Below are 24851 nucleotides of genomic sequence, written 5' to 3'. Positions count from 1 at the left end.
TTTTCGTGTGCGCTTCCGCGCACGGCCGGGCTTGCAGCCCGGATTGGAACCCCGGAGTTGCCGGACGGCAATGAGCGCCTAGCGAAGGGTGGAAAGCCGGTTTTTGCGGCAACTGTGCTTTTTGACTGAATGTTGTTTTTTCTGCGGAAGATGCGCTCCAAAAATTTTTATTTTTTTCTATGCTTATGCGTTTTTTTTTATTATTTTTAAAGTGAAAAACTTTTAAAGTTTGGGAGATAGATAAATGGCAAAGTATCAGTTTCAGACAGAAGTTAATCAGCTTCTTAAATTGATAATTCATTCGATGTATTCAAACAAGGACATTTTCCTGCGCGAGATTGTTTCTAATGCTTCCGACGCTCTGGACAAATTGAATTACCTTATGGTTTCGGAAGACGCTTACAAAAATTTAAAGACTGAGCCGCGGATTGACATCAGTTTTAACGATGTTGCAAAAGTGCTCACTGTTCAGGATTCGGGAATCGGTATGAACGAGGACGATTTGAACAACAACCTCGGAACAATCGCCCGCTCAGGAACTAAGGCTTTTATCGAAAAAATTTCAAACGACAAAAATGCCGGCGAATCTAATTTAATCGGCCAGTTTGGTGTTGGTTTTTATTCGGCTTTTATGGCTGCAAAAGAAATCAATGTTTATACACGAAAGGCCGCGACAGACAAAATTTACAAATGGTCGAGCGACGGCACAAATTCTTACTCAATTGAAGAAATCAAGGCTGATTCTGACGAAGCAAAAAAATTCGGATTCGACAAGCCTGAGACTCACGGTTCTGCAATCGAGATGATTTTGAACGATGACAGCAAAGATTATGCTTCCCGCTGGAAGATTGAAGAACTTATCAAGCGCTATTCTGACCACATTGCTTTCCCGATTTATCTGCACTACACACAGAACAAATACGACGACAAAGGCAACGTTACTGGCAGCGAAAACAAAGTTGATCAGGTAAACACTGCATCTGCTCTTTGGAAACGACCAAAATCTGAGCTTAAACCAGAAGACTACAACGCTTTCTACAAGACAATCAGCCACGACAGCCAGGATCCGCTTTTTTATGTTCACACGCATGCGGAAGGAACCCAGGAATATACAACTTTGTTCTATGTTCCTCAGCAGGCTCCGTTCGATATGTATCAGGCAGACTACAAAAGCGGCGTAAAACTTTATGTTAAACGCGTATTTATTACAGACGACGACCGCGAGCTTTTGCCGTCTTATCTGCGTTTTGTAAGAGGAATTATTGATTCGGAAGACTTGCCTTTGAACGTAAGCCGCGAAATTTTGCAGCAGAATAGAATTTTGGACAATATTAAGTCGGCTTCTGTAAAAAAACTTTTGAGCGAATTTAAAAAACTCGGTGAAACAGCGGACAAAGCGCGCAAAGCAGAAAATCCTACTGACGACGATAAAAAAGCAATTGAAAAATGGAATAAATTTGTAGAAAACTTCAATCGCCCAATAAAAGAAGGTCTTTACTCTGACTACGCAAACCGCGAAGAAATTGCAGAAATCGTAAGATTCAAGTCTACGGACGAAAGCGGAAACGGCGACGGAAAATGGACAAGCTTTAAAGATTATGTTTCGAGAATGAAGCCGGAACAAAAAGCAATCTACTACATTACAGGCAACAACGAAAAGAACCTTCGTGCAAGTCCTCTCCTCGAAGCATACAAAAACAAGGGCTTTGAAGTATTGATTATGGCGGATGATATTGACGACATTGTAATTCCAAGCCTTATGAAATACAAAGACTTTGAGCTCAAGGGTGTAAACCGCGCAGGTTCAGACGACGAGCTCGGAATCGACAAAGACGAAGCAAAGAAAAAGGAAGAAGCTTTTAAACCTGTTCAAGAAAAAATTAAAAAAGCGCTTGGAGAGCGTGTAAAAGATGTAGTTCTTTCAAAAAGATTGAGCGACAGTCCGTCTTGTATTGTTGTTGACGAAAACGATCCTGGGATCCAGATGGAACGAATGATGCGCGCAATGGGCCAGACAGCTCCAGAAGTAAAACCAATTCTTGAAGTAAACGCTGACCACGCAATCGTAAAAACGCTCGAAAACGCAACCGACGAAGGTTATATTTCAGACGTTTCGGAAGTTCTTCTCGACCAGGCGCTTCTCGTAAGCGGAGCCGAACTTTCAAGTCCTACAGACTTTATAAAATCTATGAACAAGTTGATTGTAAAATAGAAAAACCGCTTTTTGCGTAATGTCCCCGCTGAACGGAAAATGTTCTGTTCAGCGGGGATTTTTTTACTTTAAAAAATATTTTTCAGTTTCTCAATTTCCAACAAAACCGCTTTTGTTCTATAATATTTTTATGATTATATTTGCTTCTGGACGGACGGATATTCCCGCTTTTTATTCTGAATGGCTTATAAATCGTATCCGCGCCGGGTTTGTCGATGTGCGTAATCCTTATGTTCCGCAAAAAGTTACACGTTACAAACTTGAGCCAAAAACCGTTGACTGCCTTGTTTTCTGCACAAAAAATCCTAAGCCTCTTATTCCTTATCTGGACGAACTCAAAAATTTTGGAACTTATTTTTTTGTCACAATCACTCCGTATGGAAAAGAAATCGAGCCTAATGTTCCCGAAAAACAAACCGTAATTGAAACTTTTGCCGAGCTTTCTCAAAAACTTGGCAAGGAAAAAGTCTGCTGGCGATACGATCCGATTTTTGTTGATTCAACTTACACGGTGGCAACTCATATCCGCGAGTTCAAAAAAATGTGCGAAAAACTTTCTCCTTATACAGACCGTTGTGTAATCAGTTTTGTCGACTTGTATTCAAAAACAATTAAAAAATTTCCAGAGTTAAAAGAAGTAAGCGAAAGCGACCAAAAATTTTTAGCTGGAAGTTTTGCAAGAATTGCCGGAGAATACGAAATAAAAATTGAATCTTGCGCAGAAAAACTCGATTTATCTGACTATGGCATTCAAAAAGGCGAATGTATTTCAAAAGAACTTATCGAAATGATAATTAACGCCCGTTTGTCTAAAAACGTGCATCAAATACTAAGAAAAAATTGTTCCTGCCTTCCAACGCGCGATATTGGATATTACAATTCCTGTCCAAACCTTTGCAAATACTGTTACGCAAACTATGATGAAAAAACCGTTCAAAAAAATTTTTTACAGCACGACAAAAATTCGTCTTTTTTAATTGGAAATTCCCGTCCAAACGACATTATTCAACAAGCAAAACAGGAAACTTTTAAGGATTCGCAGCTTTTTATGTTTTAATTTTCGCTCGAACGCTAACATTTAGCCGAACGATTTTGTCAAATTTAACAGAAAATCAACATCTAACCTTTATTCGGCATACTCCGCTTGCCTTTTTCTTTTCTCTTGCTCGCCTGAGAAATTGCAAGGCCGGAAATCGTCAAAACCGCGCCAATGCTTCCCATCAAGGTAATTTTGTCGCCCAAAATTAGAAACGCAAAAACAATCGTTACAACTGGAGTCAAATAAAGAAAAACCGTCACCCTTACAGTTCCAAGATTTTTACAAACAAAATTCCAAACCGCAAAGGCAAAAGCGCTTGCCGCAATTCCTAAAAATCCAAAATTTAACCAGTTAAAAATATCCGACCAGCGTTCAGCATTTGCCGCGGCAGAAAGATTTATATAAGTCATTGGAGAATTTTTCCCATTCAAAATTCCAAAAACCGCAATAGGAATCATACAAACCAAGGCCCAAAAAAATTGCCGTCTAGTAGAGCTTATCGGATTCAAATTAAATGAAGCGATTTTCGTAACACTTAAAGAATAAAATGCCCAGCAAACCGCGGCCGCCAAAGCAAGAAAATCGCCTTTTGGGCTTAAATGAAATACGAGCGCACCGTTAAAAGTAACAAACACAATTCCAGAAATCGCAACCAAAAATCCGACAACAAAAAGAAGGTTAATATTTTTTTCTTTCAAAAAAATCTGAGCAATAATCGCAGTAAACATTGGACATATTGAAACAATAATGCAAACATTCGCCGGCAAAGTATAATCTATCGCAATATTTTCCAAAAACTGATAAACAGATACTCCGCTCGCTCCAGCCGCAAAAAACCACAACTCATCTTTTTTGCAAGACAATTTCATTCGCTCTGGCTTCATAAGCCAAAGCACTGCGTAAGCAGTTATAAAGCGGGCTGTAAGAATTTCAAATGCGCTAAAACTTCGCAGCAAATATTTTGTGCTAACAAAAGTAATTCCCCAAATTAGAATTACAAGCAACGCAAAACAATAATTAAGACCTTTATTTTTTAAGAGAGATGAATTAAGCATTTTAATTTTTCCAAAAATCTTTTGTAAAAAGAATTATCAAATTGTAAATTTCGAGACGACCGGCAATCATCATAAAACTAAAAATCCATTTTAAGAACGAAGGAATCCAGCTATATTCCATAAACGGACCAAAAGCAGGTCCAATGTTTCCAAGCATCGAAAAACTTGCCGTAAACGACTCAAAAACAGAAAGTCCGCCAAGAGTTCCAGCAAAAGTAGAAATAAATGCAAGACAAAAATAAAGAAAGACAAAAGGCGCAATGTTTAAAACCAGATCTTCTCGTCCTGGCGAACCATTTACCCGAACAGAAAAAACTCCGTGAGGATGAATCATCTTGAGCATTTCAACGCGTGCTTTTTTTGCAAGAATTACCCATCGAATAACTTTAATACCGCCGGAAGTTGAACCAGAACATCCGCCTATAAAAAACAAAATGAATATAAAAAACTGGCTCGCCGCTGGCCATTTCATAAAATCGGCCGTAGCAAAACCAGTCGTACTCATAATCGTTGCAACCTGGAACGAAGCGTATCTTAAAGCTTTTCCAAAACCGCCATAAAACTTAACAAGCGAAAAAGCCAGGCACAAAACAACAGTTGCAAAAATACCAACATAAGCCTTGAGCTCGCTGTTGTTCTTTAATTCGGTGAATTTTCCGGTAATCACGTAAAAATAAAGGCTAAAATTTACACCTGCCAGAAACATAAAAACTGTGCAGACAATTTCTGTAGAAAGAGAATTGAATCCTGCGATGCTTGCATTTTTTGAACTAAAACCGCCTGTGCCTAAAGTCGAAAAAGCATGGCTTAGAGCGTCCACAAAATCCATTCCGCAAAACATTAAAATTACAGTCTGAATAACCGTCAAAGCAAAATAAATTCCCCACAAAGCCTTTGCAGTATTTGCCATTTTTGGAGTGATTTTTCCTTTTTCCGGACCAGTTGATTCAGCTTTTACAAGCGCAAAACCTCCGACGCCAAGCAAAGGCAAGACAGCAGTTGTAAGCGCAATTATTCCCATGCCGCCAAGCCAGTGCATTTCCATTCGCCACAAATTTACAGCGCGAGGCAAACTTTCGACATCTTTTAAAACCGTTGCTCCAGTCGTAGTAAAACCGCTTACAGATTCAAAAACCGCGCCCGAAAAATCACTAATCCAACCGCCGGCAAAAAGCGGAATTGCGCCAAAAAAACTTATCGCAACCCAGGCAAAACTTACAAAAACAAAAACTGCTCTTGTTCCAAGTCTTACGGGAACTTTTTTTCCGCCAAAATAAAAAGCAGAGCCAAAAATCCACGCAACAACCATTGGAATTAAAAACGGAAAAATCGCTTCATATTCACCAAAAGCAAGCGCCGTCCCAATCGGCAGCAAAAACGAAGTTCCAATTATCGAAAGAATAATTGCAAAAATTCTTACAAAAACAAAAACCGTCTGCATTTAAAGTTCCGCTCCAAATTTTTCAAGCACATGCTGATTCTCTTCAAGAGTCGTAATCATTACAATTTCGTCGCCGGCTTCAATTTTTGTGCTTCCAATCGGAATAAAATATTCGTCCGATCCATTTTTTTGCATCATCAGAACCAAAAATTTACCATTTTCTGCAATATCGCGGAGAGTGCTGCCGACTGCCGGACTTTTTTCATCAACTTTTATTTCCATAATCTCAAGAGAACCGTCATTGACCGTATGAACACCAGTTACCGCCTTTCCTTTTAAGTGGCTCATAATTGAATCAACAACCGTATCCCGAATTGGAACAGCAACTTCAATTCCAATTTTTCTGGCAATTTCGCCAAAAGCATTATTTTGAACCAGCGCAATGCTGTTTTTTATGCCGAGAGATTCAAAATAAGCCGCCATTACAATATTCAATTCGTGGTTAGAAGTAGTACAGATTACAAGATCGTATTTATCAAGTCCTTCTTCTTCAACAAAACCTTCTTCCGTCGCATCCGTACAAAAAACTTTTATCTTAGAGAATTTTTCAGCAGCAGCCTTAGCAAGACTCTCGTCGCTGTCAATAATGCAGAATTCTTGAGTCGGATTTCCTTCACGCTTAAAAAGCCGCGTAATAAAAGTAGACTTTCGTTCTATCAGCTTTTCGGCAACAATTGTTCCGACCCTTCCAGCGCCAATAATTGCAATTTTTTTAATTTCTTTAAGTTTTGAGCCGCAAAGTTTTAAAAATTCCGGAATATCCTGCTTTAACATCAGCGCGCCCAGGCAATCTTCCGCCTTAATTACAGTTTCGCCGCTTGGCAAGCGAGTTTCGCCGTTGCTTTCAACATAGGCAACAAGAATCGGCCTGTCCGTAATTTTCCGAAGACTAATAATTTTCTGGTTTTCCAGGCGGCTTCCCTTTTCTACGGTAATTCTAATAAGTTCATACTGGTCGCCAAAAGGCATAACATCGGTAATAGCTCCGTGATTTGCCGCATTTGCAATCGCTTCCGCAGCTTCAACGTCGGGATGGACCATATAATCAACGCCATAAAGCGGCCGGCGTTTTTTTGCCTTTTCAACAGATGTCGTGTCCACATAATAAGCATAGTTCCGGACACGCGCAATTTTCGTAACATCCGGATAAACAGCGTCAACCAGCGAACACGTAATCATATTTACTTCGTCATTTGAGGTAACGCAAACAAGGGCATCGGCATTTTTAATTCCAGCTTCTTCCAGGACATCCAGATTATTGCCCTCCGCATGAATTACATTGCAATCCAGACTGTTAGAAGCATGCCTTACAACTTCATCATCGTTATCAATTAAAACAACATCATTTTTTCCGTTTACAAGTCTTTTTGCCAGTTGAATTCCAGTAAAACCGGCACCAACAATTACGATTTTCATAACCAAATTATACTCAATAATAAAAACTTTTTACATAATACTTTATTTTTTTTTTACAAAACTGTATGTTAAAAAAAGCATTGACTGCCGTTGGCAGCAGTGACTACAAATTTTTTTCACATCTTAAAAGGCATTTGCCTTAATAGACTTGATCTTAAGGACAGGTACTATGACACTTACTCTCGATGTTGGAAATTCAAACATCACAGGAGGAGTTTTTGACGGCGACCAGCTGATTTTACAGTTCCGCCAGACAACTCACAAAAATTCATCCTCCGATGAAATTGGAATTTTCCTTCGCTCTGTTCTTCGGGAAAACAACATTTCTCCCGAAAAAATCACTCAAATTGGAATTTGCTCAGTTGTTCCGCCAATCAACTATTCTCTTTCCAGTGGAATCCTCAAATATTTTGGAATCGAGCCTCTTTTTATTCAAGCCGGAATCAAAAACGGTCTAAAACTAAAAATGCAGAATCCAAAAGAAATCGGCGCAGATTTAATCGCCGACTCTATCGGCGCTGTTTCGCTTTGTCCAAACAAAAATTTAATCATTGTCGATTTGGGCACGGCAACAACAATCCATGCGCTTACAAAAAACAAGGAATATTTAGGCGGCTCAATTCTTCCTGGCTTAAAAATTTCAGTTCAGGCACTTGCTTCCGGCACTTCAAAACTGCCGCATGTCGATATAAAAAAAAGCGAAAAAGCCTGCGCAACTGCAACAATCGAAGCAATTCAGTCTGGAATTTATTTTGGAACAGCAGGCGCAATTAAAGAAATTTGCCGCACAATCAGTTCAGAAGTCTTTAAAAGCGAAAATCCCGAAGACAAGCCGTACATTGTCGGTACTGGCGGTTTTGCAAAAATTTTTGAAAACTGCAATATTTTTGACGAAATTTTCCCGGAACTTACGCTTATCGGCGTAAAAAAGGCGCTTGAACTTAATTCTTAAAAAACGCTGCTGTTAATTTTAGACCGCAAAAACCTAGAAAAGGAACATAAAAATGAAAAAATCAATAAAACTTTTGACGCTGGCATTGATTGCAACAGCTCTCGCATTTTCTTCATGCGGAACAAAAAAATCTCACGACACTTTGAGAATGACAATGTGCTCTGAACCGGACAGTTTTTTTCCATGGAAATCTGCCGCTGCCGAAACAGCCGCCGTTACAGACAATATTTTTGAAGGACTTTTAAAATATGATGAAACCGGCTCTCTTTATCCTGCCCTTGCAGAAAATTACTCAGTTTCTGACGATTTTTTAACTTATACTTTTAACCTTCGCAAAGGCGTAAAATTTCACAACGGAACAGAATTTACTTCTGCCGACTGTGTTTTCACTTACAAAAATTTGGCAGGCCTCGACGGTCTTGCAGCACGTTCCGACAATATGCAGATTGTAAAATCAGTTTCTGCCCCAGACGACTACACTTTTGTAATTGAACTGAAAAAAACTTCTGGAGCCTTTTTGCTTCTTGTAGCGACAAGTCCAATTCTTTTGCACGATTACAATGACAACGAAACAATGCCGGTTGGAACAGGCCCTTATAAATTCGTTTCATATTCTCTTCACGAAAAAATAGTTTTTGAACGTAACGATGATTACTACGATAAAGAACGTGCTGGAAAAATAAAAAACATCGAAATTCTCATTATGACCGACGAAAATTCAGCAATATCTGCGCTTCAGTCTGGTCAAATCGACGTTGCCCAGATGATTTCCGGAACAAACGCAAAAATGCTCGAAAAGAACTTTAAAATCATAAGTCATCCGCAAAATATGATTCAAATTCTTGGAATGAACAATTCTTATCCTCCGCTTGCAGACATCAACGTTCGAAAGGCAATTACCTGCGCAATTGACAAAACAGAAATCATAAACGGCGTTTTTGACGGTTTTGCAACTGAACTTTATTCAAATTTTAGCCCGATTTTAGGCGATTGCTACAACGACAAGCTTTCCGGAATTTTTTCTTACAATATTGAAAAAGCAAAAGAATATATGAATCAGTCGTCTTACAAAAACGGGTTCGATATGACGATTACAGTTCCTGCAAACTACCAGCCTCACGTTGATACTGCCCAGATTATCGTAAATATGCTCAAACCGCTTGGTATCAACTGCACAATTGTTCCTGTTGAATGGACAACCTGGCTAGACAAAGTTTATTCAAAAGCTGAATATCAGACAACTGTAATTGCATTTGCAGGAGAAATTGATCCGTCAGAAGTTCTTCGCCGTTACTGTTCAGATTACAAACGCAACTTTATAAAATATAGAAATCCTGAATATGACAAAAATTTTGCAGCAGCAGAATCAGAAATCGATCTAAAAAAACGCGCAGATTATTTTAAGAAATGTCAGGAAATTCTTACAATGGACTGCCCTGCTGTCTTTATCTGCGATCCAGGCCGCAATATCATCACTCAAAAAAATATAGCCGGCTACACTCCTTATCCAGTAAATTTTTACGATTTTTCAACACTTTACTTTATTGACTAGAATATTATTCGACAAAAAAAAGGAACAAAAAATGAGCTTTTATGTAAGAAAATTCATCGACTTTATGACGACTCTTCTTCTTGTAACCCTGGTGACTTTTCTTACATTCCAGCTTCTTCCTGGCAATCCGGCGCTTGCAATTCTCGGACCAGACGCAGACCAGACTCAAATTGAAGCTCTTGAACTTCAACTTGGGCTAAATCAAAGCCTTCCCTTGCGCTATGCAAACTGGCTAAAAGGAGCATTTTGCGGAAATCTTGGAATTTCCTACAAATATAACCAAAGCGTTTCTTCTTTAATTGCAGGTGCCCTCAAAACTACCGCGTCTCTATCGTTGCTTTCGCTTGTCTTTACCATTGCAATCGGCACTTTTCTGGGAATTACATTTGCACTCAACAGAAAAAAAAAGCTCTGGCGCTGTCTTTCTGTCTTAAATCAAATTTGGGTTTCAATGCCGTCATTTTGCACAGCCCTTATTTTGATTTTAATTTTTACTGTCGGATTAAAAATGTTGCCTTCGGTAGGTTTTGACGGTCCAAAAAGTCTTATTCTGCCTTCGCTGGCAATCTCGCTGGGCTCATCTTCAATTCTCGCAAGATACATAAAAACAAGCATGGAAAATGAGTTAAAGCAGGATTATGTAAGAACGGCAAAAAGCAAAGGTTTGAATGAAAAACAGGTTATCGTTCGCCACGTGCTCAGAAACGCGCTCATCCCATCCATTACAACTCTCGGTCTTATTACCGCAGATATTTTTGGAGGAAGCATAATAATTGAAAATGTTTTTTCTCTTCCAGGAATTGGAAAACTTATAATTCATTCAATTTCTTCAAGAGATTTTCCGCTGCTGCAAGGTCTGACAGTTTATCTTGCCGCAATGGCTTTGACCTGCAACTTTGCGGTCGATATTCTTTATTCAATTATTGACCCAAGGACAAGGAATTTTGAGAGGTAGCCAATAATGAATTCAAATATGAAAATTCTTCAAGAAAACCTGGCAAAATACTTAAAAAACAAAACATTTTTAACTGGTTTTTGCATGTTTTCTTTCATAATTCTATTCATGCTTGCAGGAACAATTTGGCTTCCGTACGATCCAAATTTGACAAACGCCGCCGCAAAACTTGAGCCGCCGTCATTTCATCATCTTCTTGGAACAGACTCACTTGGCCGCGATGTTTTAAGCAGAATAATGGTCGGTCTGAGAATTTCTGTCATAATCGGCTTTATTGTAATGATTTTTGGACTTTTTACAGGACTGGTTCTAGGCTCAATCTGCGGCTGGTTTGGCGGAATTGCCGACACAATCATCATGAAGCTTGTCAGCACACAAATGGCTTTTCCTGGAATTCTTTTGGCTTTGATGCTCGCCGCGGTTTTTGAACCGGACATCAAAGTTACAATTCTGGTTCTCTGCATTATGAGCATTCCCCGCTTTACAAGAATCACCCGTTCCGGCTACATCAAATTTAAAAATTCACTTTTTGTGCAATCCGCAAAAGCCCGCGGCGCTGGAAATTTCAGAATCATGTACATTCATATTTTACCAAATATTTTAAGCGACCTTCTCATAACCGCAACCTTGAGTTTTTCAATGGCAATTTTGAATGAATCTGGTTTAAGCTACCTCGGACTTGGAGTCCGTCCGCCATACCCAAGTTTTGGAAGAATGTTGAACGACGCCCAGCATTACATTTTTACAAATCCAGCAGGAATTATTTTTCCGCTTATTTTTCTGATAATTCTTGTTTTTGGCGTAAATTTAATTGGCGATGGAATTTCGGAAGTAAATGGAAAATAAAATGAATTTACAAAAAACCTTGCTAAAAATAGAAAATTTGTCAGTTGAATTTTGCTCCAGGCAAAAAAACTTTACGGCAGTAAAAAACGTAAATTTGGAAATTTTTCCCGGAGAATTTGTCGCCCTCGTCGGAGAATCCGGTTCAGGAAAAACAATAACCTCTCTCAGCATAATGAACCTTTTGCCGGAAAATGCAAAAATCACTGAAGGAACAATCACTTTTACCGGAAAAAATAAATCAATTATTTTCCAGGAACCCATGACAAGTTTAAATCCGCTCTTAAAAATCGGCAAGCAAATAGAAGAATCAGCCCTTATAAAAGGAATTTCAAAGCAAGAGGCTCAAAAACAGGCAGAAAAACTTGCAAAAATGACCGGACTTGAAGACACAAAAAAAATTTTCAACTGCTATCCGCACGAGCTTTCAGGAGGAATGAGACAGCGCGTAATGATTGCAAGCGCGCTTATGACAAATCCTGAGCTTTTAATTGCGGACGAGCCGACAACCGCACTGGACGTTTCAACGCAAAATAAAATTCTTTCGATAATTCAGAACTTAAAAAGTGAATTTAACACGGCGCTTCTTTTAATAACACACGATTTTACAGTTGTAAAAAAACTCTGTTCAAGAATTTATATAATGTACAAAGGAAAAATCGTAGAAACAGGAAAAACAGAAGAAATATTAAAAAATCCCCAACACCCATATACAAAGGCGCTCATAGATTCCATTCCAGATGCAAAAAAACGCCACGAAAAACTTCCTGTACATTTCGGAGAATGGCAAAATGAATAATCCGCAAAAAATAATCGAATGTAAAAATGTTTTTAAAGCTTTCTCAACAAAAAACGGAATTACAAATGCCGTAAATGGCGTAAATCTTTCAATAAACAAAGGCGAATGTTACGGGCTGGTCGGCGAATCCGGCTGCGGCAAATCAACCTTAAGCAGCTTAATTTGCGCCCTTAAAAAACCAGATTCCGGAGAAATTTTATTTGAAGGAACCCCTGTCAAAGATGAAAAAAATTTCCGGCGCCACTGCCAAATAATCTTTCAGGATCCATATTCTTCGCTAAATCCAAAAAAGAAAATCAAATCAATAATCGAAGAACCTCTAATAATTCACAAAATCGGCAAAACAAAACTTGAACGCAGCAAAATCATAAACGAAATGCGCACTTTAGTCGGGCTTCCGCCAGATTCTCTCGAAAAATTTCCACATCAGCTTTCTGGAGGACAAAGGCAGCGAGTTGCAATTGCCAGCGCAATGATTTTAAATCCGGAATTTGTAATTTGCGATGAATGTGTAAGCGCACTCGACGTTTTAATTCAAGCCCAAATCCTAAATCTTCTCAAGACAATGCAAAAATCAATGAATTTGACATATCTTTTTATAAGTCATAATTTAAACGTTGTCGCTTACATGGCAGACAGAATCGGCGTTATGCACAAAGGTCAAATTGTCGAAGAAAAGCCGACCGACGAGCTTCTGTCAAACCCGGAAAATCCGTACACAAAAACTCTTCTGCAGGCAGCAGGAATTGAATAAAAATGTTTATAAACGAAAAAATTAAAAATCTTCCCATAACTCCTTACCTTGAGCAAATTTGCCAAAATTTAAAAAATTCTCCGTCAAGATTTTTAGTTTTAACGGCACAAACCGCCGCAGGAAAATCAACCGCAGTTCCGCTCGCGCTTCTAGAAAATTTTAACGGAAAAATCCTCATGCTCGAACCAAGACGGCTTGCAACAGTTGCTCTTGCAGAAAGAATTTCTTCTCTTATCGGAGAAAAAACAGGCGAAACTGTCGGCTACACATTGAGCTTAGAAAGCAAAATATCTCAAAAAACCCGGTTTGAGGTTATAACCGAAGCAATTTTAACGCGCCGTCTTCAAAATAATCCTCTTTTAGAAGATACAAATGTTGTAGTTATAGACGAATTTCATGAACGTTCTGTACATGCGGACCTCGCGCTTGCGTTTTTAAAAGAAGCAATGTCTCTGCGCGACGACCTTTTTGTTATAATCATGTCGGCAACAATAAATTCAAAAAGAATTGCAGAATTTTTATCACAGCCAGCCGCTCCGGTTATGGAAATTCCTGGCAGACAGTTTCCGGTAGAAATCGTTTATAAAGACAAAATTTCGGTAAAAAATGCTGTTTTAGATGAAATTTCGCAGCCAATAAACAAATGTCCGTTAGTCAAAAATCAAAACAGAACCGACTCAATCCTCGTTTTCCTTCCAGGAATTGCAGAAATCAACAAGCTCCGTTCAGAATTAGAAAATTCGCTTTCTTCAGCGGAAGCGGAAATTTTGACCTTGCATTCTTCGGTTCCTTTGTCCGAACAAAAAAAAATTCTCTCAGAAGTTCCAATTTCTTCTCCAAGACGAATAATTTTATCATCATCAATTGCAGAAACCTCTTTGACAGTTCCAGGCGTTACAACAGTAATCGACAGCGGGCTTTCAAGAATCAGCAAAATGAATGTTTCTCTCGGAATGGAAAGACTTGTAACCGAAAAAGCAAGCCAGTTCAGCGCCGACCAGAGAGCAGGAAGAGCCGGAAGACTTATGAGCGGACGTTGCGTCAGACTTTGGAGCAAATTTGACATTCTCAATAGCGAAATTCAACCAGAAATTCTCCGGTGCAACCTTGCTTCTCTTGTTCTTGAATGTGCAAAATGGGGCTCAACAAAAATAGATTCATTTTTCTGGCTGGATTCTCCGTCAAAATCCGCCTGGAACGCCGCGGCAATGCTTTTAACAGAATTCGGCTTTTTAGAAAACGAAAAAATCACTCAAAATGGAAAATTTGCCCTCGAACTCGGAATTGAACCGCGGCTGGCCTGTGCAAGCCTTTATGGAAAAAAAACAAACCACCTTGAGGAAGCCTTAAATTTCGTCCTAAAATTCAGCCAATACGGAACTGCAAACGAAGAACAAAAGAAAAAATTTCTTTCGCTATTAAAAAAACGCATCGAAAAGTGCGGTTTTTCTTCAAGCCCAAGCGGATATGAAGAATTTTCACAAACAGAACTTTTTCTCTCCGGATTTCCAGACAGGCTCGGAAAAAAACAGCCAATTGAAGAGCAATCTTTTTTAAAAAACACCGCGCAGACTTTATATCAATTTCCCTCTGCCCGCAAAGCAGTTCTTGCAAAAGCGTATCAGGAAAGCCCGGAATGGCTCATTGCTCCGGAAGTAAATGCAGGAAGCTCAACAGGAAAAATTTATTCGTTTGAAAAAATCGACTCAATTCAGCTCGAAAACTGGCTCAAAAATCATTCTGAAATAACAGAAGAACTGGAGTTTGACAAAAAAACTTTTTCCGCCAAAAAAACACAAAAAAGCTATTATGGCGCAATCCTTCTAAAAGAAAAAAAATTGCCTGTTTCTCCGCATGATTTTGGAAAGGCTCTTTGCTCAGAAATTCAAAAAAACGGTCTTTCGGTTCTTCCATTTGATAAAAAAATTTTTGACTTTCTGCTTCGAGCACAATTTTATGCAAACCATATTGAAACGGAACTTTTTACACAAATTGAATCTCTGCAAAAAAACGCAGAAACCTGGCTTTTGCCGTTTATAACTTCCAGCAAAATTGACGAAAACATAGTTTTTGACGCTCTTTTTTATTTTTTGAACGGAACAAAAATCGACAGTTCTGTTCCTTCATCAATTATTCTCGAAAATGGAAAAAAAGCGAAAATAAAATACGAAAGCCGGCTTATCAGTTCAGAAATGTTGAATATCGACGGTTATTTAGCTAACGTTCGTTTGTTAAACGCTGTTCCAATTCTCGAAATTATAATTCAACAAATTTTCGGGTGTTTTTCAACTCCAAAAATTTCAGGAATTCCTGTAATTTTAAAGCTTCTTTCTCCAGCACGCAGACCTTTGCAAATCACCGACAATCTGGAAAACTTTTGGTCTGGCGCCTGGATAGAAATCTGCAAAGAAATGAAAGGCCGTTATCCAAAACACAATTGGAATTACAGACTAACGACCAATAGTTAATTATACATTTTTAATGTCTTACTTTTATCGACTTAAACAAAGCGCTGCCTTTTTCGTCAGCCTCTGCATTTCCTATCGCGTAAATTCCGAACCGGCCGCCAACCCAGTGCGCGCTTTCCGTTGTAAAAAAATCACTTTTCCATTTAAAAGAATTTTTAAAGCCTCTTCCAGTCTTCACGGTAAACTGAACCGCGCCAGAATATATACTGAACGAAATAAAATCCATTCGAATTTTTATCGGCTGATTTTCGTTTTTCAAGTTTAAGTGTTCACGATAAACTTCAAATTCACTTCTAGTTTCGTCCGTCAAATCCTCGTTTTTCGATTTTAAATAAACAAAATCAAAACCCAAAACAGTTTTTTCAATCGCAACAGAAGCGTATTCATCTGCAAGAAAAATCATTCCCGCACGAGAACCATTTGGCAAACTGCTTACGTCAAGAACAGCTTTTAAATAAAAATTTTCATACTGAATTTTTTGAGTTAAAATATTTGAAGAATTCCATAAAACTGGAAAACCGTTTTGATTTTTCGAACCACGATGCAAAACAGCCAGTCTAAAATTTTCCGCATCCGGATTAAAACTCTTTTCAGCCTTTGCAAATTTTTCAGAATGATTTCCGCTCCACTGCCATTCAAGACCGCAATTTTCAAAAGCGCAGACTGGTTTCTTAAAAGGATTTTTCAAATTTTTTAGAATATTAAATTTCGGCGACCTGAATTTTAAAACCGGCTCTCCAGGCATAAGACCTGTTTTTACAGAAGTTCCCATCAAAGGCCAGTCATTTTTCCACAAAACCGGTTCAAGATGGACAATTCTTCCAAAAATTCCACGGTCTTGAAAATGAATAAACCAGTTTTCTCCAAAAGGAGTTTCGACAAAAGCGCCTTGATGCGGTCCATTTACTCCAGACTCGCCTTCCTTCAAAACAATTTTTTCTTCCCACGGACCTTCAGGATTTTTAGAACGCAAAACAGTCTGCCATCCTTCCGCAACTCCTCCAGCCGGCGCAAAAATATAATAAAATCCGTTTCTCTTGTAAACTTTCGGCCCTTCCATCGTCGGCTGAGTTTTAGTTCCGTCAAAGATAATTTTATCCTCGCCTTCACAGACCTTAAGTTCTTTATTAAACCTTAAAAGCCCGATTCTGCTGTTAAAACCACACCGGCTTTTTGCATAGGCATGATAAACATAAGCATTTCCATCATCATCAAAAAAAAGCGCCGGATCAATAAAACCTTTCGCCTTATAAATCAATTTAAGCGGAGACCATTTTCCAAAAATATCATCAGTTTGAGTTAAAAAAATTCCTTCATCAGGCAAACCAACGATTATATAAAAAATTCCCTTGTAATACGAAAACGAAGGCGCCCAAATGCCTTTTGCATTTTGAGGAAAATTGTACTGTTCAAGCGGAATGTTTTTAGCAGCATAATTTATCAGCTTCCAGTCAACCAGGTTTTTAGAAAAAAGAATCGGCAGCCCCGGCGTAAAATTAAAGCTCGAAGCCACCATAAAATAATTTCCACCAGCCCGAATAACATCTGGGTCTGAATAATCACACAAAATAATCGGATTTTTATACATTTTTTAATTCTACGGTTTTTGGGGCGTTCCGGCAACTTGTTGCCGTCGGGAGTTCCAGGGTTCCGGCTTTCGCCTGCATTGCTCCACTACGTTCCGCAACGGCTTTGCCGCCCTTCCATTCCCTTACGCTTTTTTCCGCTAACGAATAAAATTTGTCATAACTTTTTCAACCCATTCCGGCTGTTTTACAGTCTTTTTGCCAGCTTCAATGGATTTTAAAATCCATGCCATATTTTTTCCAAGCATTGTCATTGTCTGAACGCCTTCCTCGTCTTTAAGAACATCTTCCGGCGTTTTTCCATGAACTTCGTTCCAATAGCAGCTAGTAACAATTGGCATTGCGCTATAAGCAAAATATTTATTTATAACATCAAGAGTAGCAGTATTTCCTGCACGGCGGCAGGTCGAAACACTAGCCGCAGGCTTAAATCTAAAATCCGCACCGGCAGCAGCCCAGAGTCTGTCCATAAACATAACAAGTTCGCCGCTAGGACTAGCCCAATAAACCGGAGAGCCAAAAACAAAACCGTCAGCATTTTTAACCTTTTCAGAAGCAGTTTTTACAACAGCTTCAATTTCGCCATTAAAAACTCTTCGTCCGATATTCAAAATTTCTGTTTCAATACCTTCAAATTCAAGACTCTTAGCTACCAAATCCAACGCTGTAAAAGTACAGCCATTGTCTTTCCGGCTGCCGTTAAACAAAACAACTTTCATAAAATACTCCCATAAAAAATCAAGATTAAAACTTCCGTTTTATGATTGGCTTTTTAAGTTGTTTCGCAGCAAAGTGAAAAACAACCGATGATAAGAAAGCTTGCAACGCAAACTTTTAAAGATAATTTTAATATACTTAAAAAAAAAGAAGTTTCCAATCCTAACAACTACCGGTCGGTGTACATGCATCTTACACCTATAGCATTGTCAGCAGCCGTCGCGTAGGTTGTATTGCGGCACCTGCTAGCATTGTCAGTAGCCGTCGCGTAAGCTGTATTACGACACCTGCTAGCATTGTCAGTAGCCGTCGCGTAGGTTGTATTGCGGCACTTGCTAGCATTAGCAGCTGCCGTCGTATAGGCCTGCGTTTGTCAGCGCAAATCCTCTTTTAATCTGCGTTCAATGTGCTGCATTTCAAAACAGTCGGTCTGCGGCGAGCGCCTTTACATCAAAACCTGCGTCTATTCATATATTTTTTGCGTCCACTTCGCGAATTCCGCATCTGTGGCAAGAACCTTGTGCGTACCTTCCACAACGTGAGGCGTTCCTTTCGAGTAGTCGATTCCGCTTGTGTGGTAGCTGTAGCTTTTTATCTTGCGGTTTTTCTCGACGGCCGGATTTGGGCGCGGAATTGCGGAAAGCAGGCTTCTTGTGTACGGATGAACAGGATTAGAGAAAATCTCGTCTGTCGTGCCGGTCTCAAGAAGATGTCCTAAGTGCAGAATTCCGATTCTGTCTGAGATGTACTTTACCATGCTCAGGTCGTGCGCAATAAAAAGGTATGCGCAGCCGGTCTCTTCCTGAATGTCCTTCATCATGTTCACAACTTGCGCCTGAATTGAAACGTCAAGCGCGGAAATGCACTCGTCGGCAATCACGAGCTTCGGGTTCATAATCAGCGCGCGCGCGATTCCGACTCTCTGCCGCTGGCCGCCTGAGAACTGGTGCGGATAGCGTTCGATATGCTCAGGGGCAAGCCCGACTTTTTTCAAGATACGCTGGATTTTCGCCTCGCGCTCCTGCCGTGTAGCGTAAAGATGGTGAATGTCCAAGCCCTCGCCGATAATCTCGCCAACTTTTTTCCTTGGATTAAGGCACGCCATAGGGTCCTGAAAAATCATCTGCATATTTGTGCGAAGATATTCCTCTGAATCGCCCTTCATTTTTGACGAGATGTCGCGTCCGTCAAACGTGATTTTGCCTGCGGTCGGATTGTAAAGGCGGATTACGCTGCGTCCGATTGTGGATTTTCCGCTTCCGCTCTCGCCCACAAGCCCGTATGTCTCGCCCGGGAAAATCTCGAACGACACATTGTCAACGGCCTTTACCGTGTATTTTGAGGAGACTTTGAAATACTGCTTAAGATTCTCTACTTTTAAAAGCGGTGTTTTCTCACTCATATTTTTTCGCCTCCTCTTTCATTCTGCTGATTCTTTCTTTAAGCTCCGCCGGCATTTCAACTTTCGGCGCGTCAGGATGCAGAAGCCACGTTGCCGCGCTGTGCGTCTCTGAAATCTTGAACATCGGAGGCTCAAGCCTGTCGTCAATGTTGAGCGCGTATGCGTTTCTTGGCGCGAAAGGGTCGCCTTGAACTTTGTGGAGAAGGTTCGGCGGAGACCCCGGAATTGTGTAGAGGCGGTCGCCTGTCGTCTCAAGGTCGGGCATTGCGGAAAGCAAGCCCCAAGTGTAAGGGTGCCGCGGGTCGTAGAAAATCTCGTCCGCTGTTCCGCTCTCCACGATTTTTCCGGCGTACATCACGTTTATCCTGTCTGCCACTCTTGCCACAACGCCCATGTTGTGCGTGATGAAGATTACAGACAGGCTGCGCTTTTTCTGGATTTCCTTGATAAGGTCGAGAATTTTCGCCTGAATTGTAACGTCAAGCGCGGTTGTCGGCTCGTCGCAGATTAGAAGCTCCGGGCTGCACGCAAGGGCGATTGCAATAACGATTCTCTGCCTCATTCCGCCTGAAAGCTGATGGGGATAGTTCTTCATTCTTGCCTTCGCGTCCGTGATTCCGACCTCGTGCAGAAGCTTCAGGACTTTCTGGTAGGCCTCGCGCTTTGGAGTGTGGTAATGGTAAATCATTCCCTCTGCAATCTGCTTTCCTATGCTCATCGTAGGGTCAAGCGAGGTCATCGGGTCCTGGAACACCATTGCGATGTTTTTTCCGTTGATGTTCCGCCTGATGTCGCGTGTCTTCATATTCAGGATGTCGTATTTTGTGTAAGTCTTGTTGTCAGGCTCCAGGCAGTTGTAGACGATTTCGCCTGAGTTCACAACCGCGTTCTTCGCTAGAATTCCCATCACGGTTTTTGTCGTGACGGATTTTCCAGAGCCTGACTCGCCCACAATCGCAAGAGTCTCGCCGCGCTTCAAGTCAAAGTCAACTCCGCGGATTGCGTTCACCATTCCTGCGGTTGTCTTGAACGAGATGTTCAGGTCTTTTACAGAAAGAATTGTGTCGTTTGTCATTTCGCCCATCTCACTGCTCCTTGAATTTCGGGTCAATCGCCTCGCGCAGTCCGTCTGCCAAGATGTTGAAGCTGAGCATAAGAACCGCAAGAACCACAATCGGCGGAATAATCTGGTAGGGATGCGTTGTAAAGCTGTTGAAAGCGTCGCTTATGAGAGAGCCGAGCGAGCACTGCGGAACCGGAATTCCAAGGCCCACAAAGCTCAGGAAAGCTTCGGTGAAAATCGCCGTCGGAATAGAGAACATTGTCTGCGTGATTACCTGGCCGTTTATGTTCGGAAGAATCTCGTGCAGAATTATAGAGAAATTTCCAGCTCCCAAAGTCCGTGAGGCAAGAACAAATTCCCGCTCCTTTAGGTTAAGCATTTCAGCGCGCGCGATTCTCGACATTCCAATCCATTCAGTGATCATCAGCGCGAAGATGATTGTCGCAATTCCAGGCTTTAGAATCAGCATTAAAAGCGTGACGATTACAAGGCGCGGAATTCCGTTCACAATCTCCGCGAAACGCTGCATTGCAGAATCGGTCATTCCTCCGAAATATCCCGAGACAAGGCCGAACGAAAGCCCGATAATCATGTCGATTAGAACCGCCACGATTGAAATGTAGAGAGAGACTCTCGTTCCCATCCAAGTGCGCGTCCAGATGTCGCGTCCGAGAGTGTCCGAGCCGAACCAGTAATAGACGTTAGTGTCGCCGTTTTTCTCGTAGAGATTCGTCTTTCTGCTGCCTGACGTTGTTCTCATATTCTCGTCGCCGTTGAAAATCCCTAGCTTTTCAAGCCCCTGAATTCGAGGCGCGTAGTTTTTCTGTTCAAGATTCTGCTCTGAGTAAGTGTATTTTGTGAAATGCGGGCCTGCAAAGGCGAAGAACATTATCACGATGATTGCCACCGCTGAAAGAACCGCGCTCTTGTTCGAGAAAAAGCGGATTCTCACTTCCTTCCAGTAGCTCACGCTTGCGAAGTTCGAGTCAACCTGCGTTCTCGCGCTGTCAGATTTCAGCTTGAAGTCATCCGGAAGAAAATCCGGCATTATAGTGTTGTTCTTACTCATTTACTGCTCCTGAAAGGCGGATTCTAGGGTCGATTACGCCGTAAAGAATATCGACCGCAAGCATAATTCCGATGTAAAGCGCGCTGTAGATAAAGCTCAAGGCGATTACAACGTTGTAGTCGTTCGACTGGATTGCCGTGACCAGAAGCGAGCCGACGCCCGGAATCGCGAAGATTTTCTCGACTACAAGCGAGCCTGTCATCAGGTCAACGATGAGCGGAGCTAAGACCGTGATAATCGGAATCAGAGTGTTTCTAAGGGCGTGCCGCGCGATAAGCCTCCAGCCGTAAAGTCCCTTGCTTTCCGCAAGCTGTATATAGTCAGAGCCTAAAGCCTCGAGCATTTCAGTGCGTGTAAAGCGCGCAATAGACGCCATTGTGAACATGCAAAGCGAGATGCTCGGAAGAACGCTTGAAAAATATGGCGACTGCGCTGTGAAAAGCATAGGGAAGATTTTCCATTTGAAGCCGAACTGGTAGCTCAAAGCGAGCGCGAAAACATAGCTTGGAACGCTCACCCCGATTACAGAAATCACCGTGGCGATTGTGTCCCAGACTGTGCGGTGCTTGATTGCCGCCACAATTCCAAGCACAAGGCCGATTAAAGCCCCGATAAAGACCGCCTGAAATCCGATTCTGCACGAGACCGGCAGGCGGGAGGCGATTAAGGTTGAAATCGGCGTGTTTTTCGAGATATTGTAGCTCACGCCGAAGTCTCCGCGGAACATATTTCCGACATATTTGAAGAACTGGACAAAAACCGGTTTGTCCAGCCCGTATTTTGCATATAAAGCGGCACGCTGGTCTGCCGAAAGCTTCTCGTCGTTGAAAGGCGAGCCTGGCATAAGCTGGAGAAGGATAAAAAGGATTAGTGTTATTGCCAGAAGTGTGAAAAGAGAAATTAGAATTCGTTTTAGAATGTATTTTTTCAAAATTGTAATTCCTGAAATTCAATGCGCAATTAAGAATGTGCAATGCTCAAGTTTTGCAAGCGGAATAGCTTAGGGATAGTAGCACCGCCGCAGGCGTTCCGGCATTTTTGCTGGCGCGTTTTGCTTAGCGTTTTTGCAAAAAATGCCGGAATGAGCCGCGCAAGACGGCGAAGTGCGGATAGCCCGACCCGCCGAATGGCGGGTAAGCCCCAAAATTAGTTCTTTGTTGTGTTCTTGTAGACTCTGTTGAGCGCGACCGGGTGGAATTCGATTCCGTTCACGTTTGCCTTGACCATGCAAGCGTCCGCCTGCTGGTACAACGGGAAGATAACAGTGTCTTCAAGGACGATTTTCTCTGCGGCCTTCAAAGTCTCCCATCTTTCCTTTGGCATCTGCGCGTATTTTCCTGTAACGCAAGATTCAATAAGGGCATCGTAAGCTGAGTTTGACCAAAGTCCGTAGTTGTTCGAGTTGTTTGTAATCCACATTCCAAGATAAGTCATCGGGTCTGCATAGTCCGGACCCCATCTTGTAAATGCAAGCTCAAAGTTTCCGTCCTGCATATCCTGAACGCGCTGCTTTTTCGGCTCGACACGAAGATTGATTGTAACGCCCGGGAGAGTCTTCTCAATCTGCTCCTTGATTACTGCCGCAACGTTCTGCTGGACTGTTGTGTCGTCAACAATCATCTCGAAAGCGAACTTGTCTTTTCCAAGCTCTGCCTTTGCCTTGCTGTAGTATTCAAGAGCTTTTGCAGCGTCAAAGTCGCAAAGCTCAGGATATTCCTTCTGCGCTGTGATGAAGTCCTCGCCGTTCTCGTTGTATGCGAATTCCGCCGGAACTGGAGTGTAGGCAGCCATTGAGCCGTCCTTTACAACGTTCTTCACGATAGACTCGCGGTCAAGAGCGAAAGTGAAAGCCTTTCTCATGTTGAGATTCTGAAGAGCCGGAACTTTATCAATCATAGGCGAGATGTACCAGAGATAGCCGGCTCCGATTGTCTTGAATTCAGGGTCGTCCTTAACCTGGTCAACCTGGTCGCCCGAAAGCTTAACAATGTCGAGAGTGCCGTTCTGGTAAGCCATCAAAGCCTGCTGGCTGTCTTTAAGAACCTGATAGTTAAGGCCGTCGAGCTTGATTTTCGCCGCGTCATAATACTTGTCGTTCTTCTTCAAAGAGAAAGCGAGAGCCGCCGGCTGGTAGTCAGTCAGGACAAATGCTCCGTTTGAAAGAACTGTGTCCGCGCTTGTTCCAAACTTGTCTCCCACAGACTCGTAGAATTTGCGGTTTACAGGATAGAAAGTCGGGAAGTAGAGGATTGAGTCAAAGTAAGAGACTGGAACTTCAAGCTGAACCTGCAAAGTTTTTGCGTCCAAAGCCTTTGCTCCAAGCTCCTCGACAGGAAGCTCGCCCGCGATGATTTTAGCCGCGTTCTTCACCTGTCCGATGTCTGAAAGCATGTAAGCGTACTCAGAAGCGATTTTCGGGTCAACCGCGCGCTGCCAGCCGAAAACAAAGTCGTCAGCTGTAACAGGCTCGCCGTTTGCCCAGTTCGCATCCTCGCGGATCTTGAAAGTGTAAGTCAGACCGTCCTGAGAGACTGCTTCCTCGGCGCACAATGCGTTGATTGTAGAGCCGTCTCCTGCCATCTGCTTGAGACCGTCTGTGAAGTTCGCGATAACCTCGAAGGAAGTTCCGTCTGTTGCCTGCTGCGGGTCGAGAGACGCAACTTCAACTTCAACCATAACATTAAGGACATTGCTTTTTGCCTTTTTCTCGCCGCAAGAAGCAAGCCCGAATACGGAAAGCGCAGAAAGAACTAAAGCCGCGCACTTGAACAAAGATTTCATTTTTGACCTCCAAAAAAAATGGCTGGCTCACCGTATAAGTAGCCAGCCGTCTTTGTCTAAACGTAAGGTTATTATAAGTAAATTGGTAGGTTTGTTCAATAAGGCTGAGGAATTTGGAAGAAATTTGTGGAACTGGTAAGAGAATGCAAAAATGCGGATATGGTTTTGAGCGGCTTTAATTGTGCGGCACTAGAGAAATGCGTCTTCGTTGCAAGCCCGGCAGTTTTTTTTCAGAACAAGTCAAGCATGCTGTCAAGGTAAACCGCTTCCCTTACATTCAGCTGGTATTCAGGCTTTGTCATATAATATAGAAGAAACTCCAGTATCATCGCGCTTCCAAGCCCTCGCCCCTCGATTTTAAAGTTTGAAAATCCAATAGGAAGGTAAATATTTTTTATCTCGCTAATTCCGATGAAAGAGGGATTTTTCATCGCATTTGAGAACACGTAGCCGTCCTTGCCTCCCGGCGACCTGCAGATGTGGTCAGGGCAGTTGTTATCCTCGCCGAGATTTTTCCGGCTCACGTTCTCGTAGCAGATTTTCCGCTCCCTGCATCCGGTCCAGCAGCACTCATTGCACAGAAATTCCACCTTGTCTTTTTGCCCTTGTGTCAAGGATTCAAGCCTTTCAAGCGACTTGTTAAGAGTGAAGTCCGGCACAACGAAGCTGAAGTCTTTCCTGTCCAGCTCATCCTTAAATCTTTGAAAATCCGTTATGACTTTTGTTGTGGAGGAGACAAAATAGAAA

Annotated in this window: 19 protein-coding genes and 1 pseudogene; 9 read left to right on the top strand and 11 right to left on the bottom strand. The window is 41.6% G+C overall.

Going from position 1 to position 24851, the window contains the following annotated elements:
* The first annotated feature begins 244 nt into the window (after window positions 1-244).
* Complete coding sequence (htpG, locus tag B4N75_RS00100) at window positions 245-2212, top strand: molecular chaperone HtpG (protein ID WP_296668105.1); 1968 nt, start codon at window positions 245-247, stop codon at window positions 2210-2212.
* Window positions 2213-2342: 130 nt separating this feature from the next.
* Window positions 2343-3269: a DUF1848 domain-containing protein gene (locus B4N75_RS00095; protein WP_296668104.1), complete on the top strand. Its 927-nt coding sequence runs from the start codon at window positions 2343-2345 to the stop codon at window positions 3267-3269.
* Window positions 3270-3331: 62 nt separating this feature from the next.
* Here B4N75_RS00095 and B4N75_RS00090 read toward each other — a convergent pair whose 3' ends face one another.
* Genes B4N75_RS00090 through trkA form a run of 3 tightly spaced genes read right to left on the bottom strand, consistent with a single transcriptional unit; the run spans window position 3332 to window position 7163 of the window.
* Entirely contained in the window at window positions 3332-4306 is a 975-nt protein-coding gene (locus B4N75_RS00090; protein WP_296019585.1) for a DMT family transporter, read from the bottom strand.
* Window position 4307: 1 nt separating this feature from the next.
* On the bottom strand, window positions 4308-5747 hold the full coding sequence (locus tag B4N75_RS00085) for a TrkH family potassium uptake protein (RefSeq protein WP_296668103.1): 1440 nt from the start codon (window positions 5745-5747) through the stop codon (window positions 4308-4310).
* Window positions 5748-7163 (bottom strand): Trk system potassium transporter TrkA, encoded by a 1416-nt coding sequence (gene trkA, locus B4N75_RS00080; protein WP_296019589.1) that lies wholly within the window; start codon window positions 7161-7163, stop codon window positions 5748-5750.
* Between the two features lie 169 nt (window positions 7164-7332).
* On the opposite strand from trkA, the gene B4N75_RS00075 reads away from it, so the two are divergent.
* Genes B4N75_RS00075 through hrpB form a run of 7 tightly spaced genes read left to right on the top strand, consistent with a single transcriptional unit; the run spans window position 7333 to window position 15486 of the window.
* On the top strand, window positions 7333-8115 hold the full coding sequence (locus tag B4N75_RS00075) for a type III pantothenate kinase (protein ID WP_296668102.1): 783 nt from the start codon (window positions 7333-7335) through the stop codon (window positions 8113-8115).
* Window positions 8116-8167: 52 nt separating this feature from the next.
* On the top strand, window positions 8168-9667 hold the full coding sequence (locus B4N75_RS00070) for an ABC transporter substrate-binding protein (RefSeq protein ID WP_296668101.1): 1500 nt from the start codon (window positions 8168-8170) through the stop codon (window positions 9665-9667).
* Window positions 9668-9698: 31 nt separating this feature from the next.
* On the top strand, window positions 9699-10622 hold the full coding sequence (locus B4N75_RS00065; RefSeq protein WP_296668099.1) for an ABC transporter permease: 924 nt from the start codon (window positions 9699-9701) through the stop codon (window positions 10620-10622).
* A 6-nt stretch (window positions 10623-10628) separates the two neighbouring features.
* Window positions 10629-11468: an ABC transporter permease gene (locus B4N75_RS00060; RefSeq protein ID WP_296019599.1), complete on the top strand. Its 840-nt coding sequence runs from the start codon at window positions 10629-10631 to the stop codon at window positions 11466-11468.
* Between the two features lies 1 nt (window position 11469).
* Window positions 11470-12264 (top strand): ABC transporter ATP-binding protein, encoded by a 795-nt coding sequence (locus B4N75_RS00055; RefSeq protein ID WP_296668097.1) that lies wholly within the window; start codon window positions 11470-11472, stop codon window positions 12262-12264.
* Entirely contained in the window at window positions 12257-13018 is a 762-nt protein-coding gene (locus B4N75_RS00050; protein ID WP_296668095.1) for an ATP-binding cassette domain-containing protein, read from the top strand. Before B4N75_RS00055 ends, B4N75_RS00050 begins: the two co-directional genes overlap by 8 nt.
* A gap of 2 nt (window positions 13019-13020) precedes the next feature.
* Window positions 13021-15486 (top strand): ATP-dependent helicase HrpB, encoded by a 2466-nt coding sequence (hrpB, locus tag B4N75_RS00045; RefSeq protein WP_296668093.1) that lies wholly within the window; start codon window positions 13021-13023, stop codon window positions 15484-15486.
* A gap of 10 nt (window positions 15487-15496) precedes the next feature.
* Here the strand turns inward: hrpB and B4N75_RS00040 are convergent, their stop codons facing one another.
* From B4N75_RS00040 to B4N75_RS00005, 8 genes and pseudogenes are all read right to left on the bottom strand, one after another.
* Entirely contained in the window at window positions 15497-17074 is a 1578-nt protein-coding gene (locus tag B4N75_RS00040) for a glycoside hydrolase 43 family protein (protein ID WP_296668091.1), read from the bottom strand.
* A gap of 138 nt (window positions 17075-17212) precedes the next feature.
* The gene (locus B4N75_RS00035; RefSeq protein WP_296019609.1) at window positions 17213-17791 is read right to left on the bottom strand and encodes a flavodoxin family protein; all 579 of its coding nucleotides are present in this window, start codon (window positions 17789-17791) and stop codon (window positions 17213-17215) included.
* A gap of 461 nt (window positions 17792-18252) precedes the next feature.
* On the bottom strand, window positions 18253-19191 hold the full coding sequence (locus B4N75_RS00030) for an ABC transporter ATP-binding protein (protein WP_296668089.1): 939 nt from the start codon (window positions 19189-19191) through the stop codon (window positions 18253-18255).
* Entirely contained in the window at window positions 19184-20275 is a 1092-nt protein-coding gene (locus B4N75_RS00025) for an ABC transporter ATP-binding protein (RefSeq protein ID WP_296668087.1), read from the bottom strand. The genes B4N75_RS00030 and B4N75_RS00025 overlap by 8 nt, the downstream gene beginning before the upstream one ends.
* 1 nt (window position 20276) lies before the next feature.
* Window positions 20277-21323 carry an ABC transporter permease gene (locus B4N75_RS00020; RefSeq protein WP_296668085.1) on the bottom strand — a complete coding sequence of 349 codons (1047 nt, stop codon included), beginning with the start codon at window positions 21321-21323 and terminating at the stop codon, window positions 20277-20279.
* Complete coding sequence (locus B4N75_RS00015) at window positions 21316-22254, bottom strand: ABC transporter permease (RefSeq protein ID WP_296668082.1); 939 nt, start codon at window positions 22252-22254, stop codon at window positions 21316-21318. Before B4N75_RS00015 ends, B4N75_RS00020 begins: the two co-directional genes overlap by 8 nt.
* Window positions 22255-22469: 215 nt before the next feature.
* Window positions 22470-24104 (bottom strand): peptide ABC transporter substrate-binding protein, encoded by a 1635-nt coding sequence (locus B4N75_RS00010; RefSeq protein ID WP_296668078.1) that lies wholly within the window; start codon window positions 24102-24104, stop codon window positions 22470-22472.
* Between the two features lie 230 nt (window positions 24105-24334).
* Window positions 24335-24851 (bottom strand): annotated as a pseudogene (locus B4N75_RS00005) (hypothetical protein); the annotation flags it as partial.

The sequence above is a fragment of the Treponema sp. UBA7570 genome (genome assembly GCA_002477955.1).
In the GTDB taxonomy this organism is placed as follows: Bacteria; Spirochaetota; Spirochaetia; order Treponematales; family Treponemataceae; genus Treponema_D.
The sequence above is the reverse complement of the archived record's forward strand: the minus strand, read 5'-3'. Positions and strand labels throughout refer to the sequence as shown.